Origin of the sequence: Rhodococcus daqingensis, from assembly GCF_042665615.1 — a bacterium.
GTDB classification, from domain to species: Bacteria; Actinomycetota; Actinomycetes; order Mycobacteriales; family Mycobacteriaceae; genus Rhodococcus_G; species Rhodococcus_G daqingensis.
This window is the reverse complement of record NZ_JBHTCS010000009.1, coordinates 445,234-463,354: the sequence shown is the minus strand read 5'-3', so window position 1 is coordinate 463,354 and position 18,121 is coordinate 445,234. Positions and strand designations below refer to the sequence as shown.

18 protein-coding genes are annotated in these 18,121 nt (G+C 69.3%); 12 read left to right on the top strand and 6 right to left on the bottom strand.

Features of this window, described 5'->3' with window-relative positions; genetic code table 11:
- The 4 genes from ACFQS9_RS06695 (at position 1) to ACFQS9_RS06680 (ending at position 4,264) form a co-directional block, all read left to right on the top strand.
- The gene (locus tag ACFQS9_RS06695) at positions 1-756 is read left to right on the top strand and encodes an ABC transporter ATP-binding protein (RefSeq protein WP_378402736.1); all 756 of its coding nucleotides are present in this window, start codon (positions 1-3) and stop codon (positions 754-756) included.
- Complete coding sequence (locus ACFQS9_RS06690) at positions 750-3,200, top strand: ABC transporter permease (RefSeq protein ID WP_378402734.1); 2,451 nt, start codon at positions 750-752, stop codon at positions 3,198-3,200. Before ACFQS9_RS06695 ends, ACFQS9_RS06690 begins: the two co-directional genes overlap by 7 nt.
- A gap of 96 nt (positions 3,201-3,296) precedes the next feature.
- A complete protein-coding gene (locus ACFQS9_RS06685; protein WP_378403201.1) occupies positions 3,297-3,638 on the top strand; it encodes a hypothetical protein in 342 nt (113 codons plus the stop codon).
- A 125-nt stretch (positions 3,639-3,763) separates the two neighbouring features.
- Positions 3,764-4,264 (top strand): pyridoxamine 5'-phosphate oxidase family protein, encoded by a 501-nt coding sequence (locus tag ACFQS9_RS06680; protein ID WP_378402732.1) that lies wholly within the window; start codon positions 3,764-3,766, stop codon positions 4,262-4,264.
- Here ACFQS9_RS06680 and ACFQS9_RS06675 read toward each other — a convergent pair.
- Both ACFQS9_RS06675 and ACFQS9_RS06670 read right to left on the bottom strand, forming a co-directional pair.
- Positions 4,248-4,973, bottom strand: a complete 726-nt coding sequence (locus ACFQS9_RS06675) for a TIGR03089 family protein (protein ID WP_378402730.1) — start codon at positions 4,971-4,973, stop codon at positions 4,248-4,250. The genes ACFQS9_RS06680 and ACFQS9_RS06675 overlap by 17 nt on opposite strands.
- A gap of 16 nt (positions 4,974-4,989) precedes the next feature.
- Entirely contained in the window at positions 4,990-6,507 is a 1,518-nt protein-coding gene (locus ACFQS9_RS06670) for an LCP family protein (RefSeq protein WP_378402728.1), read from the bottom strand.
- Positions 6,508-6,590: 83 nt separating this feature from the next.
- Here ACFQS9_RS06670 and rfbD point away from each other — a divergent pair, with 83 nt between their 5' ends.
- The 5 genes from rfbD (at position 6,591) to ACFQS9_RS06645 (ending at position 11,898) form a co-directional block, all read left to right on the top strand.
- Positions 6,591-7,451, top strand: coding sequence for a dTDP-4-dehydrorhamnose reductase (rfbD, locus tag ACFQS9_RS06665; RefSeq protein WP_378402726.1), 861 nt, complete (start codon positions 6,591-6,593; stop codon positions 7,449-7,451).
- 10 nt (positions 7,452-7,461) lie between these two features.
- Entirely contained in the window at positions 7,462-8,355 is an 894-nt protein-coding gene (locus ACFQS9_RS06660) for a glycosyltransferase family 2 protein (RefSeq protein ID WP_378402724.1), read from the top strand.
- A complete protein-coding gene (gene manB / locus ACFQS9_RS06655; protein WP_378402722.1) occupies positions 8,345-9,439 on the top strand; it encodes a mannose-1-phosphate guanylyltransferase in 1,095 nt (364 codons plus the stop codon). Before ACFQS9_RS06660 ends, manB begins: the two co-directional genes overlap by 11 nt.
- 43 nt (positions 9,440-9,482) lie before the next feature.
- Positions 9,483-10,268: an SGNH/GDSL hydrolase family protein gene (locus tag ACFQS9_RS06650; protein WP_378402720.1), complete on the top strand. Its 786-nt coding sequence runs from the start codon at positions 9,483-9,485 to the stop codon at positions 10,266-10,268.
- Between the two features lie 133 nt (positions 10,269-10,401).
- On the top strand, positions 10,402-11,898 hold the full coding sequence (locus tag ACFQS9_RS06645; protein WP_378402718.1) for a hypothetical protein: 1,497 nt from the start codon (positions 10,402-10,404) through the stop codon (positions 11,896-11,898).
- Between the two features lie 126 nt (positions 11,899-12,024).
- Here the strand turns inward: ACFQS9_RS06645 and ACFQS9_RS06640 are convergent, their stop codons facing one another.
- The 3 genes from ACFQS9_RS06640 to cofD are packed head-to-tail and all read right to left on the bottom strand — an operon-like array spanning position 12,025 to position 14,884.
- Entirely contained in the window at positions 12,025-12,573 is a 549-nt protein-coding gene (locus ACFQS9_RS06640; RefSeq protein ID WP_378402716.1) for an NUDIX hydrolase, read from the bottom strand.
- Positions 12,570-13,913, bottom strand: a complete 1,344-nt coding sequence (locus tag ACFQS9_RS06635) for a coenzyme F420-0:L-glutamate ligase (RefSeq protein WP_378402714.1) — start codon at positions 13,911-13,913, stop codon at positions 12,570-12,572. The genes ACFQS9_RS06640 and ACFQS9_RS06635 overlap by 4 nt, the downstream gene beginning before the upstream one ends.
- Positions 13,910-14,884: a 2-phospho-L-lactate transferase gene (gene cofD / locus ACFQS9_RS06630; protein ID WP_378402712.1), complete on the bottom strand. Its 975-nt coding sequence runs from the start codon at positions 14,882-14,884 to the stop codon at positions 13,910-13,912. The genes ACFQS9_RS06635 and cofD overlap by 4 nt, the downstream gene beginning before the upstream one ends.
- Positions 14,885-15,359: 475 nt before the next feature.
- On the opposite strand from cofD, the gene ACFQS9_RS06625 reads away from it, so the two are divergent.
- A complete protein-coding gene (locus tag ACFQS9_RS06625; RefSeq protein WP_179800471.1) occupies positions 15,360-15,593 on the top strand; it encodes a WhiB family transcriptional regulator in 234 nt (77 codons plus the stop codon).
- A 28-nt stretch (positions 15,594-15,621) separates the two neighbouring features.
- On the opposite strand, the gene ACFQS9_RS06620 is transcribed toward ACFQS9_RS06625, so the two are convergent.
- Positions 15,622-16,116, bottom strand: a complete 495-nt coding sequence (locus tag ACFQS9_RS06620; RefSeq protein WP_378402710.1) for a metallopeptidase family protein — start codon at positions 16,114-16,116, stop codon at positions 15,622-15,624.
- Between the two features lie 81 nt (positions 16,117-16,197).
- Here ACFQS9_RS06620 and ACFQS9_RS06615 point away from each other — a divergent pair, with 81 nt between their 5' ends.
- Both ACFQS9_RS06615 and ACFQS9_RS06610 read left to right on the top strand, forming a co-directional pair.
- Positions 16,198-16,590 (top strand): DUF3499 domain-containing protein, encoded by a 393-nt coding sequence (locus ACFQS9_RS06615; RefSeq protein ID WP_378402708.1) that lies wholly within the window; start codon positions 16,198-16,200, stop codon positions 16,588-16,590.
- Between the two features lie 71 nt (positions 16,591-16,661).
- Entirely contained in the window at positions 16,662-18,065 is a 1,404-nt protein-coding gene (locus ACFQS9_RS06610) for a phosphomannomutase/phosphoglucomutase (RefSeq protein ID WP_378402707.1), read from the top strand.
- Positions 18,066-18,121 lie beyond the last annotated feature (56 nt).

The window sequence follows — 18,121 nt, the reverse complement described above, 5'->3', positions numbered from 1 at the left end:
ATGAACGCACCCACCATCACACGAACCGCTGCGGTCCGCGGCGTCGGCCTGAGCAAGAGCTACGGCGAGGGCGAGGCGGCCGTGCGCGCACTCGACGGAGTACACACAGAGTTCGCCGGCGCGGCCTTCACGGCGATCATGGGTCCGTCGGGGTCGGGCAAGTCCACTCTGATGCACTGCCTGGCCGGCCTCGACACGGCGACGTCCGGGCAGGTGTACCTGGGCGACACCGCGTTGACCGGGCTGAGCGACCGGGAGCTGACCGAATTGCGTCGCTACCGAATCGGATTCGTGTTCCAGGCCTTCAACCTCCTTCCGGTGCTCACCGCGGAGGAGAACATGCTGCTGCCGATGCGCCTGGGCGGAGTGGCACCGGATCCGGAGTGGATGGCGGAGGTCGTCGGTCGGCTCGGACTGGCCGAACGACTCGGGCACCTGCCGCACGAGCTGTCCGGCGGCCAGCAGCAGCGTGTCGCGGTCGCGCGGGCGCTGCTGCCCCGGCCCGACGTCATCTTCGCCGACGAACCGACGGGCAACCTCGACTCTCGTTCGGGCACAGAGGTTCTCGAGCTGCTGCGCTCCAGCGTCCGGGAATTCGGACAGACGGTCGTGATGGTCACCCACGACCCGGTGGCGGCGTCCTATTCGGACCGGGTGGTGCTGATCGCCGACGGGCGGATCGCCGGTGAGATCGACCGCCCGACCACCGATTCGGTGATCGAGACCATGCGCGAGCTCGGGGCCCGAGCATGCTGAGGCTCACCCTCGCCCAGGCGCGCGCGCATTTCGGGCGATATCTGGCCGCGATGCTGGCGGTGCTGATCGCGGTGGCCTTCGTCGTCGCGACCCTGGTGCTGAGTTCCACGGCCACCGCAGGCGTCACCAATTCGCTTGCCGGGCAGTATCGGAGCACCGACCTGGTGGTCTCCGACCTCGGGGACGGCACGCAGGCGCAGCGGGCGGCGGACGCGATCCGGGCGGTGCCCGGCATCCGAGCGGTGACCACCGACGTCAGTACGCCGGTCAAGGTGACGGCCGCGGGATCGGGCAAGTCGTTCGGCACGGCCACCTCGCTGGCCGCGGACGCGGACCTACGGTGGCAGACGCTGGCCGAGGGCCGCCTCCCGAGCGCCGCGGGCGAGATCGCGGTCGGCTCGAACGCGGACCTGCCCATCGGCACCCGCGTCGCGGTGACGGCGCTCGGTGAGTCCACCGGGTCGGAGGCCGCCGACGCCGTTGTCGTCGGCAAGGTCGACCTCGACGGCAGCGCGCAGCGCATGGACGGGATCTCGGTCTTTGCCGCCGCGGCGGACATCGAGGGGTGGTCGGGCGGTCAGGCCGCCCGCGAGATGCGCATCGCGGGAGGGGACCGCGCGGCCGTCGCCGGTGCCCTGCCGCCCGGGGCCACGGTGATCACCGGTGCCGAGAAGGCCGAGGACGTCTCGGCGAGCTTCCTCGGCAGCAGCGACATGCTGCGCAACGTGCTGCTCGCGTTCGGCGCCCTCGCGGTGGTGGTGTCCGGCCTGGTCATCGCGAACACCTTCGCGGTGCTGCTCGCGGCACGAACCCAGGAGCTGGCGTTGCTCCGCTGCGTCGGCGCGACGAGCGATCAGGTTCGCCGCAGCGTGCGCATCGAGTCGCTGGTGGTGGGACTCGTGGCCTCGGCGGCCGGCCTCGTTGCCGGCGTGGCGATGGCCGCGGCCGTCACCGAGGTCGCGGGCGCACTGGATGTCCCCATTCCACTGGACCACCTGTCCGTCCCGCCCTCCGCCCTCGCGATCGGCATGCTTGTCGGGGTCGTCGTCACCTACCTGGCCGCGGTCGCGCCTGCACGGGCGGCCACCGGGGTGTCGCCGCTCGCCGCCATGACACCGGCCGAAGCCAAGCCCGAACCCGCGGGCGCGTCGCGGCTGCGCCGGCTCGCCGGTGTGACCGGTCTGATCGGTGGTACCGCGGTGCTGGTGGTCGGTGTGCTGGGCACGCAGGTGCTGGTGGCGGCCGCGGGTGCGCTGGTCTGTTTCGTCGCGGTGATCCTGCTGTGCCGGTATGTGGTTCCGGCGGCGGTCGCGGTGTGCGGAAGGGCGCTGGGGCGTGCATCGGGTCCGTTGGGGGAGCTGGCGGCGGGCAACGCGGGCCGCAATCCCCGCCGCACCACGGCCACGGCGACGGCATTGCTGATCGGCGTCACCGTGACCGCGACGATGATCGTCGGGATCGCGACCGTCAAGGCCAGCGCCCCCGGCGCGCTCGACGAGCAGTTCCCCGTCGATGTGTCGGTGGCAGGCGACCAGGGTTCGGCGCTACCGGCGACGATGGGCGAGCGGATCGACGACGTGGACCGGGTCACGGCGGTCGCGGCGCTCTCGCGCGGCGAGGTGAGCACCCCGTCGGGGCGGGACCTGACCGTCACCGGCGTCGATCCGGCGGAGGCGGCTGCGGCGCTGCGCGTGTCGATCACGCTGCCGAAGTCCGGCCAGATCGTCTTGCCGCCTGAGCTTCTCGAGGAGTTGGGTGCACGCGCCGGGGAACCGATCGACATCCGTGGCGTCGGCGCGGCCCGGAGCCTGACGGTGGTGGCCGGATCGGAGGGACCGCCGCCCCTGATGGTGCGCGAGGACCTGGCCTCGGTCACGGCGAACCCGGCACTCGATTCGTTGTGGATCCGGTTCGCGGATGACCTGACCGACGACGAGATCGCGGCCGTGCAACGGGAGGTCACCGCGCTGGCCACCGACATCGTGCCCACCGCGGAGATCGGCGGCGCGGTGTCCATGCGTGCGGCACTGAACTCGGTCCTCGACACCATGTTGATGATCGTGGTGGGCCTGCTGTCGGTGGCCATCCTCATCGCGGTGATCGGGGTGGGCAACACGATGGCGCTGTCGGTGATCGAACGGCGACGTGAGAGCGGTCTGCTGCGCGCGATCGGCGTCACCCGCGCCGGACTGCGCACCCTGCTGATCTATGAGGCCGTCCTGGTGTCGGTGGTCGCGTCGGTGCTCGGGGTCGCGCTCGGGCTGGCGTTCGGGCTGTCGGGAACGGCCTCGGTGTTCGGTCTCGACGACCTGGTGCTGCCGTCACTGCCCTGGCTGGAGTTGGCGGCGACCGTGTTGGTCGGCGGGATCGCGGGCGTGGTCGCGGCACTGCTGCCGGCCAGGAGTGCCGCGAAGGTGACGCCCGTGGAGGCCATGGCGACCTAACCTGGACACGTGCCCGCTGGATCGAGTTCGCTGCGACGCCAGGCCCGGACCGGTCGACTTCGACTGGTCCGGGCCTCACGGGGCAGCGCAGGCGCCATGGTGGCGACCGCCGCGGCCCTCGCGTATGCGGGGGTGCTGCGAGCCCGGATCGTCTTCGACGAGGAGTTCGACCTGTTCGTCTGCGCCGGAATGCGGTTCGGCTTCGCCAGGGGAGGCACCACGATCGGCGGGGCGTACCTGACCGGACGGAACACCGGTGCCGCGACGCTGCGCCACGAGGCGGTCCATGCCGAACAGTGGGCCCGGTACGGTCTCGGATTCGGGGTCCGCTATCTGATCGAGGAGATCCGGCATCCGATGCACCGCAACCGGTTCGAGATCGAGGCCGGGCTCGTCGACGGTGGATACGCCCGACGTCCCAAGCGCCCGATAACCTAGACCGGCCTGGTCCCGCCCGGTTCCCCCGCGGTAACTCGGTCTCGCCGAAGTGCCGTCTTCCGCTCGCCTCCGGGACGGCGCATGCTGGCGTCGGTTACGCAAAGGTACCGAGACGGGAGATGGGCATGAAGGTCACGTCGTTCGCCACGCTCGAGGAGGAGTTCAATGCGTTCGTCGGGTCGATCGTCTACGCGACGATGGTGACGGTCGACCGCAAGGGACGGCCGAGGACCCGGGTGCTCATCCCGGTCTGGGAGGTCGTCGACGGCCGTCCGCTCGGCTGGTTGGCCACCTACAAGACCCCGGTGAAATCCGCACACCTCAGCGCGAACCCACACACGAACTTCTCCTACTGGGCGCCCGGCAACTACTCGGTCGCGGTCGACACCGTCGCGGAATGGATCGACGACCGCGCCACCACTCGGCACGTGTGGGACCTCTATCGCCAGACCAGCCCGCGTGGGGCGGGATACGACCTCGGCAACTTCTGGCGGTCACCGGACGATCCGACATTGCACATCCTGCGCCTCGATCCCTGGCGCATCCAGGTGATCAGGGGGCGGGATCTGCGCAGCCGGATCTGGACGGCGGATCACGCCGAGGACCGGCTCAGCGTCGGATCGTGATCTTCTCGGTGCCCATCCGCCGGGCCATCGCGTCGTCGGCCGGGTGGGCGACCTGGACCAGCGAGGCGCCGGCGGCGAGCACCGCGACCAGCCCCTCGATCAGCTCCGTCGAGGTGTCCCAGCCGGCGCTCGAGAGCACGCGATCCGTCCGATCGATGGACTGGGCCGCCGCGGAGTCCGTTGCCGCGGTGAGGACCTCGGCGATCGACAGCCCGTCGAGCGCGGACCGCGCCCCACTGTCGGGGCGGAATTGGTCGCCGTGCACGCGCACCGAGGTGGCGTAGTCGGTGACGCCCACCGGAAGTCCCTCCGCGGGCCTGCCGAAGGCGTCCAGCGAGAGCACCGCGACCTCGGGGACGTCCTCGACCTCGGCGAGCCGGTCCGCCGAGACCATCGCGAGGTCCGCGTCGTCCGCCGGTGTCAGCAGCACCTCGGCGCCGGCCCACCAGCAGCCGAGGAGGACGGCCGCGCTCTGCCAGTGCGCGGGCAGCAGCACACAGATCCGGGCGCCCGGCAGCAGGCCGAACTCGTCGCGGATCAGGTTCGCGGTCTTGGCGGCCCAGTTGGCGAGGGTGAGGGCGGACAGTTCGATCCGTTCACCGCTGGCATCGTCGTAGTAGGTGATGCGAGGGCCCGCCGGGTCCTGCTGCAGGATCGGATCGAGAAGGGCAGCAGTGAGGTTGTTCACCGCGGTGTTCGGGTTGGGCACTTCGCCGCCGTTCTCGTTAGTTGACGCACCGGGGTCCCTTGCTCCCGGCGTCGATCGCCGGACCGGGAGGAGCCGGGGTGGGGCTGGTGCCCATGTCGACGATATCCGAGGTCGGTTCGGCGGCGGAGTCGGAACCGGGACCGGCGTAGTCCGCCGCGATCAGGACCTTCACCGTGCCCTGTGGCAGCGTGCTGTCGGTGACGATCGTCAGGTCGCCGAGCGCCGCTGCGACGGCCTTCGCAGCATCGGAATCGGGGTCTGCCGCGAGGACCCGGCTGGTGCTGACGGTGGTACCGGTGTTGTTCCCGACCACTCCCTGCGCGTAGCCCCGCTCGGTCAACGCCTCGGACACCCGGGACGCCAGACCGCCGATCCCGCTGTCGTTGGACACGTCCACGGTGACCGTCGAGGTGTCGATCGACGGCGGTTCGCTGCTGGCGGGCCCGTCGCTGTCGCTCTCGCCGTCGCCGACCAGGCCCGCGACGAAGTCGCGGACGGCCTTGGGTTCGACCTGGACGATCGATTCGCCGTAATCGGTCATCGCGTTGAGGTCGACCACCGGGATGGTCTGGAACTTGACCTCTCCGCCCGCCAGACCCTGCAGTTGGCGAGCGAAATCGATGATGTCCCAGTCGTCGTCGAGCACGACCGACCGCTGCACGGCGGAGGTCAGCTGCTTGAGCTTGCCGGGATTGCTCAGCGTCTTCGCATTGAGGACCTCGTGCACGAGGGAGGCCATGAACACCTGTTGACGCACGATGCGGTCGAGGTCGCCGCGGGGCAGGTCGTGCCGCTGCCGGACGAAGGACAGCGCGTTCGATCCGCTGAGGGTCTGTTCGCCCGCAGGGAATCTCGCGCCGGACATCCATTCGTCGACCGGGTTGTTCAGGCACACGTCGACGCCGCCGACCGCGTCGGTGAGCAGCACGAAGCCCAGCAGACCCACCTCCGCGTAGTGGTCGACGGTGATGCCGGTGAGGTTGGCGACCGACTTGATCAGGGCCTCGCGGCCTGCCTGGGTTGCCGCCTTGTCGGCCGCGTCCTCGGACTCGCCCTCGTCGAGCAACCGCTGCCGCTCGGTGGCACGGGTGGCGCCGAAGGCCGCGTTGATCTTCGAACGGCCGATGCCCGGGACCTCGACGTACGAATCGCGTGGGATCGAGACGGCCGTCGCCGAACTGCCGTCGGTGGGCACGCGGACGAGCACGATGGTGTCGGTGTTGTCGGCCTCCGCCTCGCCTGCCCTGAGCGAGGCCAGTTCGTCGGCGGAGAGCGGATTGCCGTGCGCGTCGGTGCGGCTGTCGGTGCCGACCATGAGGATGTCGACCGCGCCGTCCTTGCCTCCGTCGCCCAGTTCCAGCCGCGCGGTGGCGAGGTTCGACGCGAGCGCATCGACGCTGCGCCACGCGAATCCGGTGATGAGGAGGACGAGGACGGAAGCTGCGGCGACGGCGATCTGGACCCGACCGAAGGCGGTGCGCCTCGCCGTCGGCGTTCCCTCGTTGTCCGGCACCTGATGCCCCCTACTCTGCATGTGGTTCACCCGACCGAGGTCCAGATTACTGGTGGGGACGCGCGGTGCCGGTGTCCGCGGACCGGCGTGCCAGACTTTCCGGTGTGAGAAAGATCCTTGTAACCGGGGCCGGCGGTCAGCTGGGCACGCAGTTGCTGCGACGGGGTGCGGCGGCCGGCATGGAGGTGGTCGGCTTCGGATCGCGAGACCTCGACATCACCGATGGTGAGGCGGTCGACAGGGTTGTCGAGCCCGGCACCGTCGTCATCAACTGTGCCGCGTACACCGCAGTCGACGCAGCCGAGTCCGATGAGCGGGCCGCGGCGCGGGTGAACGCGGACGGGCCGCGGAATCTGGCCTCCGCGACCGCGCGTGTCGGCGCCCGCCTGATCCACGTGTCGACGGACTACGTCTTCGCGGGCGATGCGGTCGCCCCGTACGAGGCGGACTCGGAGACCGGTCCCCGGACCGCCTACGGCCGGACCAAGCTCGACGGCGAGCGCGCGGTGCTCGCCGCTGATCCGAACGCCCTGGTGGTGCGGACCGCGTGGGTCTACACCGGGGTGGGCGCGGACTTCGTGGCCACGATGCTGCGGCTGCAGCGCGAGCGCGACACCGTGGACGTGGTCGACGACCAGGTCGGTTCTCCGACCTTCGCGGGCGATCTCGCCGACGGCTTGCTGCAGTTGGCGAGGTCGCCGGAGCTGCCGGGTGGGGTGCTGCACGCGACGAATGCGGGTCGGGCGAGCTGGTTCGATCTGGCCAGGGCGGTGTTCGCCGGTGTCGGTGCGGACCCGGAGCGGGTGCGCCCCTGCACCAGCGCCCAGTTCGTGCGACCCGCACCCCGGCCGGCGTATTCGGTGCTGTCGGATGCCTCCTGGGTGAGGGCCGGGCTGACCCCGTTGCGGCCCTGGCAGGAGGCGTTGGCGGCGGCCCTGGCGCAGTTGCCGCCGGCCAGCGACTAGGGTTGCCGGCGTGAGTTCGCAGCTGGCCGTGGTGACGGTGACCTATTCGCCGGGCAAGCATCTTCAGAGTTTCCTCGACACCCTGGAGGGAGCCACCACGTCGAAAACCCAGGTCATCATGGCCGACAACGGGTCGACGGACGGTGCTCCCGAGGCGGCACTCGAGCAGAACTCGAATGTGCGGCTGCTGCGAACGGGCGGGAACATCGGTTACGGCGGAGCGATCAACCGCGCGGTGGCCGAGCTGGACCCGGAGGCCGAGTTCGTGGTGATCGCCAATCCCGACCTCCGCTGGGGCGCCGGCTCCATCGATGTGCTGCTCGACGCGGCGCGGCGTTGGCCGCGCGCAGGCGCATTGGGTCCGCTGGTGCTCGAACCGGACGGCAGCGTGTATCCGTCGGCACGGCAGGTGCCCGGACTCGTCTCGGGAGCCGGCCATGCCGTCCTCGGCAGCGTCTGGCCGTCGAACCCGTGGACTCAGCGGTACCGGCAGGAGAACGAGGAGATCTCCGAGCGCCCCGTGGGGTGGCTCTCGGGTTCCTGCCTCCTGGTGCGTCGCGCCGCCTTCGACTCGATCAACGGGTTCGACTCGCGGTACTTCATGTACATGGAGGACGTGGACTTCGGCGATCGGCTGGGCCGAGCGGGCTGGCACAACGTGTTCGTGCCCTCGGCCGAGGTGACCCACGCCAAGGGACATGCGGCGGGGCGGCATCCCGAGTTGATGCTGCCGGCACATCACCAGAGCGCCTACCGCTTCCAGGCCGATCGGCATCCGCATTGGTGGCAGGCGCCGCTCCGGTGGGCGTTGCGCGGCGGTCTCGCGGTGCGATCGAAGGTGGCCGTCGCGGCGGCGGTACGGAGTAGGGCCAAGGACGAGGGGACTGCACACGATGGCGAATGACACGGTGACGAGCGAACCGAACGTGGACGCGGTGGTCCTCGTCGGCGGCAAGGGCACCAGGCTGCGGCCGTTGACGCTCTCCGCGCCGAAGCCCATGCTGCCGACGGCGGGTCTGCCCTTCCTACAGCACCTGCTGGCGCGGATCGGCGCGGCCGGGATCAAGCACGTCGTGCTCGGCACCTCGTTCAAGGCCGAGGTGTTCGAGGAGTACTTCGGCGACGGTTCCTCGATGGGACTGGAGATCGAGTACGTCACCGAGACCGAGCCTTTGGGTACCGGTGGCGGCATCCGGAACGTGCTGCCGAAGCTCCGCGCGGACAACGTGATCGTGTTCAACGGCGACGTGCTCGGCGGCACCGACCTGCGGGCGGTGCTGGACACTCACATCACCACCGAGGCGGACGTGACGATGCACCTGGTCCGGGTGGGGGATCCGCGGGCCTTCGGTTGCGTGCCGACGGACGAGGACGGCCGGGTCACCGACTTCCTCGAGAAGACCCAGGATCCGCCGACCGACCAGATCAACGCGGGCTGCTACGTCTTCAAGCGCGAGATCATCGAGAAGATCCCCGCCGGACGTCCCGTCTCGGTGGAACGCGAGGTGTTTCCCGGGCTGCTGGGCGACGGTCGGCGTGTTTTCGGGCATGTCGACGCCTCGTACTGGCGTGACATGGGCACGCCGGAGGACTTCGTTCGTGGTTCCGCGGACCTGGTGCGTGGCATCGCACCCTCACCCGCGCTCGACGGCCCGCGGGGCGAGTCGCTGGTGCATCCGGGCGCGGGTATCGCCCCGGGCGCCGTGCTGATCGGCGGCACCGTCGTCGGCCGCGGGGCCGAGATCGGCGCGGGCGCACGGCTCGACGGCGCGGTCGTGTTCGACGGCGCGGTCATCGAGGCGGGCGCGACGGTGGAGCGGTCGATTATCGGCTTCGGCGCCCGGATCGGTCCGCGTGCTCTGGTCCGCGATGCGGTGATCGGGGACGGCGCCGACATCGGTGCCCGCTGTGAACTACTGCGTGGCGCACGGGTGTGGCCGGGTGTGACCCTGCCCGACGGTGGAGTGCGGTTCTCCACCGACGTGTAGCCCGTACAGGTGTGACCCGGCCCATGCTGGCAAAATCGATGCGATGAGTACGCCGGAACCTGTATTTCATCGCTACGTCGCGCTCGGGGATTCCTTCACGGAGGGACTCGGCGATCGCGATCCGAAGCGGCCCAACGGACTCCGGGGCTGGGCGGATCGGGTAGCCGAGCAGCTCGCAGCCAAGAACACCGATTTCCGGTACGCCAACCTCGCGGTCCGCGGCAAGCTGCTGGGGCAGATCATCGACGAGCAGCTCGACCAGGCGCTCGCCCTGGGCCCGGATCTGGTCACGATCTACGGCGGCGGCAACGACCTGATGCGTCCGTCGGTGGACATCGACGCGATGGTGGACCGCTACCACGAGGCGGTCGGCAGGCTCACCGCGAGCGGGGCGACCGTTGCGTTGTGGACGGCTTACGACGCCGGCTGGTCGGCCGTGTTCGGGAAGATCCGCGGCCGCACCGCGATCTACAACGAGCTGGTGCGCGAGGTCGCGGATCGGCACGGCGCCGTCGTCGTCGATTTCTGGCGGTTCGACGGCTACGACGACGAGCGGATGTGGGATTGGGATCGCCTGCACATGTCGACTCCCGGGCATCAGCGGATGGCGGTCGAGACGCTCGACGCGCTCGGGGTGAGCCATGACCTGGTGGCCCCCGATCTGGGACCGGCGCCGGTTCTGGACAAGGCCGAGCGACGGCGGGTGAACTACATCTGGACCAAGGATTTCGTCGGTCCGTGGATCGGGCGGCGGCTGACCGGCAAGTCGTCGGGCGACACCGTCGCTGCGAGACGTCCTGTGCTGGAGTCGATTTCCGTGGAGGGCTAGCGGAGCGGGGCTGTCGATGCGGTGCCGCGAGTGGTCACCCTCGGATGGAAAATGATTCACCCTTGGGTGCCGACTGTCAGCACTAGGGGTGTGGTCGTCCTCGTGGAGGAGGACAAGGGTTGGGGCTATCCACATGGCATTCCGCAATCCGAAGGGTGCCCTGGCCCCCACACAGAAGATGTCCAATCCGATGGAACTGACCAAAGCAATCCTCGAAAAGATCCTCTCGGCCGGAACGTCCAAGTTGCCTGAAACAGCCGCTGCTCTCGGCTACAGGAACGTAGATGAACTCCTGCTGGATATGGCGATGGAGAGGACGAAAGGGGGGGAACTTGCGGATATGGCGAAAAAGGTCATCGAAAGGAGAAAGATCCTCCTGGACCTCGAGGCCGCCAAAGCCGCTCGCGAGGCCCAGCTTGCCGCCAACGCCGCAGCCAGGGCTCACCAGGCCAACAGGGCAGCGCAGGGCGTCAGAGTGGCCAGGACACTCAAGGTTGTCAAGCGGGCGCGGGACGCCAGGGTGCTCCTCGGCTTCGGACTCGTCGGCGCTTTCGCGTTCACTCTTCTGGTCGCAGGCACCATCATCTACGTGATGCAAGACGACGTGGAGGGTGCGCCCACTGCCGACCCGGGCGCCGGGGCACCCGCCGCGGTGGTCGTCGAGGAACCCGGTCCCGGACAGGGGGTCGCGCCGCCGGAGCCTGCGTCCGATCCGGGGATTGCTCCGGAAATGCCCGCGCCGGATCCGGGCGATCCCGGACTTGTTCTTCCCGCCGCCTTGCCTGACCCCGCATTGCCTGACCCCGCCGAGGCCGCCCCGGTGCCCGCCCCCGTGCCGGCCCCGGCACCGCCGGCTCCGCCGGAACCCGGGTCCGATTCCGCTCACCGCGCTCCGGCGGAGCCCGCGTCGGCTCCTGCGGACTCAGCTCCCGTCGCTCCTGCTCCGGCGAGGGACGCGCCCGCGGTTCCTGCCGCGCCTGCGGCGCCGGCGGTACCGATGTCCAACCCCGGGCACGTCGCGGGTGCCGGAGCTGCCGGTGCTGGTGGGGATGCAGGGAGCGTCCCGGCACAGGTCGCGCCCGCGCCCGCACCGGTGGACCCGATGTCCGGCGCCGGGCACGATGGAACCGCCTCCGCGGGTACGTCATCCGGTGTTGACGGCGCGGGTGCCGCAGCCGGTTCCGGTGCGTACCCGGATCCCGCTGCGGGTTCGGCGACCGGTGACGCCGTGACGGATGGTGCGGGTACTGGTGGGTACACCGATCCTGCTGCGGTGAGCCCACAGCCTGGTTCGGTGACCAGTGACGCCGTGACGGCCGGCTCGGGCGCCGGTGGTGACGTCGGAGGAACCGGGGCCGATCAGGGCGGGGCTGCGGCAATTCCCAATGGGTACACCTACTCCGATCCTTATGCGGGGCTGCCGCGGGATGCCGATGGCTGGGCAGTAGACGGCGACGGAAACTACGTCGATGCCGACGGGTACGTCCCCGATCCTTCTCAGATCTCCCCGTTGTATCCCAGTGAGGATGGATCAGGTTCCGGTGGCTCGACATCCGGCGGCTCGACATCCGGTGGCTCGACTTCCGGTGGTGCGTCGAGTTCCAGTGGTTCGACTTCCAGCGGCGGTTGACGCACCGACCCACCTGAGGCCGCTCGACACTGTGGCCTACCACCTACTGCCGGTCCGCATTTCCCGCCGGCGGTAGGTGTGTGCGATACCCCCCGCCGCACTCGGAGATCGCCGCACTCGTAGGTCTCAGCGCAGCGCTGCCAGCTCCACCAGGTGATCGATGGTCTCCCGCTCGGCCGTCTCCGGCAGCGCGTCGACTGGCCACCACCGCAGATCGGTTGACTCGTCGCTGACGACGATCGGCGCGTCATTCGCTGCACGCACGAGGAACAGCAGATCCAGGTGCCGTGTCGGCCGGCCCAGCGAGCAGGTGATCGGATGCGTGTGCGCGGAGAGCAGGACGGGGTCGATACGCAGTCCGTCGATGCCGGATTCCTCGGTGGCCTCTCGGAGCGCCGCGCCGACGACGGTCTCGTCGCTCGGCTCGCAATGACCGCCGAGCTGGATCCAGCGCCCGACCCGCGGGTGCAGGGTCAACAGCACCTGCCGTCCGTCCTCGCTCAGGACCAGGGACGACGCGGTGATGTGGCCGGGTGCGTGCTCGCGCAGGCAGCCCAACGGCGCCGAGTCGAGGAACGCGAGCATCGTGTGCCGCAACGAGTCGTCGGCCGCGTTCGGCGTCTGCCAGCCCAGCAACGTCTCACACGCCGACCGGTGCAGGGACTGTGCGCTCACATCTCCACCAACAGGTCCCCGGGCTCGCGCGGTGGACGCGGCGCGAGGGGCTCGAGCGGATGACCGACGGCGATCGCGCCGAGGGCTTGCCAGTCCGCGCGCAGGCCGAGCTCGGCACGCACGAGGTCCGCCGCGAAGATCGTCGACCCGATCCAGCAGCTGCCGATTCCCTTGGTGGCCAACGACACCAGCAGCCCCTGCACGGCCGCGCCCGCGGCGACGGTGAACATGGTCTGTTCGGCCCTCGTCCTGGCCTCGTCGGGATAACTGTGCGCGCCCTCCGGCACGCAGAACGGGATCACCAGTTCGGGGGCGTCGAACAGGATGTTGCCCCGATCGAGCCGCGCGTTGATCTTCTCCAGGCTCAGCCCGTCCGCGGTGAGGTCCGCGCGCCACTGCTCGCGCATCGCGTTCAGCAGTCGCCTCCGGGTCGCGGCCGTGCGGATCCACACGAAGCGCACCGGTCGGGTGTGGTGCGGCGCAGGCGCCGTCAGCGCTTCGGCGATGGCGTCTCGAAGAGCCTGCGGATCAATCGACTCGGAGGAGAACTCGCGCACAGATCGGCGCAACAGCAGGGCCTCGTTCCTGCCCCGCTCCAGTGCCTCGTTGGAGCCGAGCCAGAACAGGTCTTCCTCGCCCTGTCTCAGCAGATCCCGCGCAGCCGAACCGTCGTCCTCGAACTCGAAACCGCGGACCACGGCGATCGGCACGCTGCCGACCTTGCCCTTGACCAGGTCGCCCGCCGCCGCCAGCTCGTCCGCGACGGCGACCGCCGTCACGTAGAGCTCGTTGCCCTGGGCGTCGACGGATCCCGCGTACCCATGCAGCACCGGCAGCCCGGCCGCTCCGATCGCGGCGTCGGTCTGCCCGACCCGCCAGGCGCGGCCCATCGTGTCGGTGATGACCACCGCGACGCTGACGCCCAGCAGTTCGGACAACCGTTCGCGCAGCCGCCGGGCACTCGCGTCGGGATCCTCCGGCAGCAGAGCCAGTTCCGCCGGGTCCACGTTCGATCCGTCGATGCCGGACGCCGCCTGGATGATGCCCAGTTTGTTCTCGGTGATCAGGGTGCGACCCCGGCGGGCGACGATGCGGACCGCTTCCTGGTCCACCAGGCGCCGGCGAACTGCGTCGCGTTCGTCGGGGTCGGTGGGGGAGGCCACGATTCGGCCCTCGACCTTGGAGACGATCTTGCTCGTGACGATCAGGACATCGCCGTCGACGAGCCACGGCGCCTGCGCCGCGATCGCAGCCGCCAGGTCATCGCCCGGCCGGAACTCGGGAAGGCCTGGCACGGGCAGGATCTCGATGGATCCGCCTGCCCCGTGATCGCCGGTCACACCGTGACTCCGGCCAGCCGCAGGGCCGCTCGCGCCATCTCGGCCGTCGTCGCCGGGTCGGTCATCAGCAACGGCACGGCCTCGACCTGCACTCCGGGCACCTGTGCGGTGTCGGTCTCGTGGATCAGCCAGCCATCGAGGATCCCGGTCTCCGATCGGGCGCCGTAGAAGCGCCCGATCGCCTCTGCGGACGTCTCCACCCCGATGACCTCGAGGCACTCGTCCGCCATGCCGCGCAACGGCTTTCCGTCGATGACGGGGGACAGGCCGACGACCTTCGCCTTGCCGGTTCGCAGCGCGCCGCGGATACCGGGCACCGCCAGGATGGCGCCGACGCTGACCACCGGGTTGGACGGGGCCAGCAGCACCGCGTCCGCGTTCTCGATCGCCTCGACGACCCCGGGTGCCGGGGTGGCCTTGTCGGCGCCCACGTGCACGAAGCTGTGCGTCGGAACCTGGGCGCGATGCCGAACCCACCATTCCTGAAAGTGGATTGCCCGCTGCTCCTCGTCGGCCGGATCTGTGATGACCACATGGGTCTCGCTGCGATCGTCGGTCACCGGGAGCAAGCGCACACCGGGCTGCCAGCGATTGCACAGCGCCTCGGTGACGGCCGACAGCGGATAGCCGGTGCGCAACATCTGGGTGCGGATGAGGTGTGTGGCGATGTCCCGGTCGCCGAGGCCGAACCAATCCGGCTTCGCGCCATACGCCGCGAGTTCCTCTTTTGCGTTCCAGGTTTCGCCGACGTGGCCCCAGCCACGGTCGGGGTCGATTCCGCCGCCGAGCGTGTACATGCAGGTGTCCAGGTCCGGACAGATGCGCAGTCCATGCATCCACACGTCGTCGCCGACGTTCACGACCGCGGTGATCTCGTGCGTGCCTGCGGTATCCGATTTTTCGAGCAGACTTCGAACACCTTGAAGGAAACGGGCTCCGCCGACACCGCCGACCAATACTGTGACTCTCACAGTTCTAGAGCCTAGGCGTCGCGCGGCGAGGTGTCGGACTTGCACCGGTCGATCCACCGCAGCCGGCGCGACACGCGGATGACGCGCACGAATGCGCCGTCGAGGCGATTCCGGGGCGGGTGGTGGTAAGGGGAATTGCCCAACAGCTTGACCCCAGCGCTCGGAGCCGTGTCTAATCACAGGTATGTCATTCCCCCGTCGCCACGCGAGATCAGTTGTGGCGAACCTTTTTTCGAACGTTCGTTCGGGGTGGATGGCTAGGTCGGGGGATGAAAGTGACCGGAATTTTCTGCGCAATCCAAGGTGAGGAGGCGGAACGATGCCCAACCAGTACGAGGGATCACGACTTCTGAGCGCGCTTGATTACGAACCGCAGACCGATTTCACAGCGAACGCAGTGGAGGGTGTTGGCGAACTTTTGGGGGAGAGCGAGCCTGTACGGCCCCAGCTGAGTCTGGTCGCCGGATTCGATGAGATGTTCGAGAACATCGAAGACCAGTGGCAGGAGCGCGCTCTGTGCGCTCAGACCGATCCCGAGGCGTTCTTCCCCGAGAAGGGCGGTTCGACCCGCGAGGCGAAGCGAATCTGCCTCGGGTGCGAGGTGCGTGACGAGTGCCTCGAATACGCGCTCTCCAACGATGAGCGTTTCGGCATCTGGGGGGGACTCTCCGAGCGCGAGCGGCGCCGGCTCAAGCGGGGAATCGTCTAGCGCCGGATCGTTTAGAGCTCAAGCACATTCAGTCCTCTGGTTCGCCGCCGAGCTCCGGATCGATGACTTCTGGATCGACTCCGAGATAGGTGGCAACCTGCCGGACCAACACCTCGTTCAGCAGATCGACGAGGTCTTCCTGACGCTTGGCGCGCAATTCGAGGGGCCGGCGGAATAGGACCAGTCGTGCTCGCGTGGCGGCGCCGTGCCGGTCCACGCCGGCCGGTACCAGTCGCGAGAGCGGCACCGGTCCCTCCGCCACCACCTCCGGCGGCCAGGTGACCGAATCCGGGTCGAGTGCGCGAATCTTGGGCACCTCGTCGACGGCGATGTCGAGTTTGGTGATCCGCTCGTGCCAGCGGGCGTCGATCGGGGCGAACGCCTCCAGGACCAGCATGTCGAACTTCTCTGCCCGGCTTCGCCATGCGGGCACGTTCGTCGGGAGCACCGGCCCGCGGATGCCACGTCCGCGTCGAGCCGCCGATCGGGAGGTCAACGGTCGTCCGTGTCGGGCTCTGCGCATGAAGGTCAATCCTACCGACACCCATCGGCTTCCGGTGTGTCCGAGTAGGAGCCTGGGGGTCTGCCAGCTACCCTCATCAGCGTGAGAGCACTGCGTCGATGCTGCCGGCCTGGGTGTAAGAACCCCGCCGTTGCGACGCTGACGTATGTCTATTCGGACTCGACGGCAGTGGTCGGTCCTCTGGCGACTGTCGACGAGCCGCATTCCTGGGACCTGTGCGAGACGCACGCCTCCAGGATCACCGCGCCGAAGGGCTGGGAGTTGGTCCGCTACGAGGGTGGGTTCTCCTCGAGCACCCCGGACGAGGACGACCTGACCGCCCTCGCCGAAGCCGTCCGCGAGGCGGGCATGGCGGAGCGTGGATCGGTCGATTCCGCGACCTCGGGTTCGGCGGATTCGACGCACACGGTGGTTCAGGCGCCGCGCACCGGCCGTCGGGGTCATCTCCGGGTTCTGCCCGATCCCACGAACTGACCCGCGCGGCACCTGGCACTAGGCTGGCGGTGCACCGATCAAGACCGTCCCCGAACGCAGGAGTTATCGCAGTGGCACGTCCCGCCGAATCCGTCCATGCCGTCATCAAGGCATACGACGTCCGCGGAGTGGTCGGCGAGCAGATCGATGTCGACTTCGTGCGTGACGTCGGCGGCGCCTTCGCCCGCCTGGTCCGCGACGTCGAAAATCCAGCGGACCGCGTGGTGATCGGCCACGACATGCGCGATTCGTCGCCGGAGCTCGCGAACGCGTTCGCGGACGGGGTGACGGCCCAGGGGCTCGATGTCGTCCTGATCGGTCTCGCCTCCACCGATCAGCTGTACTTCGCGTCGGGGCTGCTCGACTGCCCGGGTGCGATGTTCACGGCGAGCCACAACCCGGCCAAGTACAACGGGATCAAGCTGTGCCGGTCCGGCGCCAAGCCCGTCGGTCAGGACACCGGGCTGGCGACCATCGCGGCCGAGGTCATCGAGGGCGTGCCCGGATTCGGTGACACGACCCGAGGCTCCGCCCGAGGAGGCGGCGAGGCCGGCTCGGTCAGCGAGCAGGACGTGCTCGCCGAGTACGCGGACTTCGTGCGCGGGCTCGTCGACCTGTCGTCGATGAAGCCGATGGCGGTCGCGGTGGACGCGGGTAACGGCATGGGCGGGTACACCGTCCCGGCGGTGTTCGCGCCGCTGCCGCTGACCGTGGATCCGATGTACTTCGAGCTCGACGGCAACTTCCCGAACCACGAGGCCAACCCGCTCGACCCCAAGAATCTCGTCGATCTGCAGGAGCGGGTCCGCACCACCGGAGCGGACATCGGACTCGCCTTCGACGGTGACGCGGACCGCTGCTTCGTCGTCGACGAACTCGGCAACCCGGTGTCCCCCTCCGCGGTGACGGCACTGGTGGCCGAGCGGGAGCTGGCCAAGGAACCCGGTGCCACGATCATCCACAACCTGATCACCTCGCGCGCGGTGCCCGAGCTGGTGACCGAACTCGGCGGCACGCCGGTCCGGACCCGGGTGGGACATTCCTTCATCAAGCAGCAGATGGCGGAGACCGGCGCGATCTTCGGTGGCGAGCACTCGGCGCACTACTACTTCCGTGACTTCTGGGGCGCCGACTCCGGCATGCTCGCCGCGCTGCACGTGCTGGCCGCGCTCGGTGAGCAGGACCGCCCACTGTCCGACCTGATGAAGAGCTACGAGCGCTACGAGGCGTCCGGGGAGATCAACTCCACCGTCGCGGACGCCGCGGAACGGACCGCAGCGGTCCTCGCCGCATTCTCGGGCCGGACGAAGTCGGTCGATCGCCTCGACGGCGTGACCGTCAACCTCGGCCAGGGCGCGTGGTTCAACCTGCGCGCCTCGAACACCGAGCCGCTGCTGCGACTGAACGTGGAAGCGCGGACGGTCGAAGAGGTCGATGCGCTGGTGGCTGAGATACTTGGCGTCGTGCGCGCCTAATCGGCGCCGGAAGAGCCGTAGAATTCTTGCCCCGGGCAGAGCGAGAGAGGAAGGAC

Coding starts and splice junctions, on each gene's coding strand:
- ACFQS9_RS06695 (WP_378402736.1), top strand. CDS start 1: ATGAACGCACCCACCATCACACGAACCGCTGCGGTCCGCGGCGTCGGC.
- ACFQS9_RS06690 (WP_378402734.1), top strand. CDS start 750: ATGCTGAGGCTCACCCTCGCCCAGGCGCGCGCGCATTTCGGGCGATAT.
- ACFQS9_RS06685 (WP_378403201.1), top strand. CDS start 3,297: ATGGTGGCGACCGCCGCGGCCCTCGCGTATGCGGGGGTGCTGCGAGCC.
- ACFQS9_RS06680 (WP_378402732.1), top strand. CDS start 3,764: ATGAAGGTCACGTCGTTCGCCACGCTCGAGGAGGAGTTCAATGCGTTC.
- ACFQS9_RS06670 (WP_378402728.1), bottom strand. CDS start 6,507: ATGCAGAGTAGGGGGCATCAGGTGCCGGACAACGAGGGAACGCCGACG.
- manB (WP_378402722.1), top strand. CDS start 8,345: ATGGCGAATGACACGGTGACGAGCGAACCGAACGTGGACGCGGTGGTC.
- ACFQS9_RS06650 (WP_378402720.1), top strand. CDS start 9,483: ATGAGTACGCCGGAACCTGTATTTCATCGCTACGTCGCGCTCGGGGAT.
- ACFQS9_RS06645 (WP_378402718.1), top strand. CDS start 10,402: ATGGCATTCCGCAATCCGAAGGGTGCCCTGGCCCCCACACAGAAGATG.
- ACFQS9_RS06625 (WP_179800471.1), top strand. CDS start 15,360: ATGTTCGAGAACATCGAAGACCAGTGGCAGGAGCGCGCTCTGTGCGCT.
- ACFQS9_RS06620 (WP_378402710.1), bottom strand. CDS start 16,116: ATGCGCAGAGCCCGACACGGACGACCGTTGACCTCCCGATCGGCGGCT.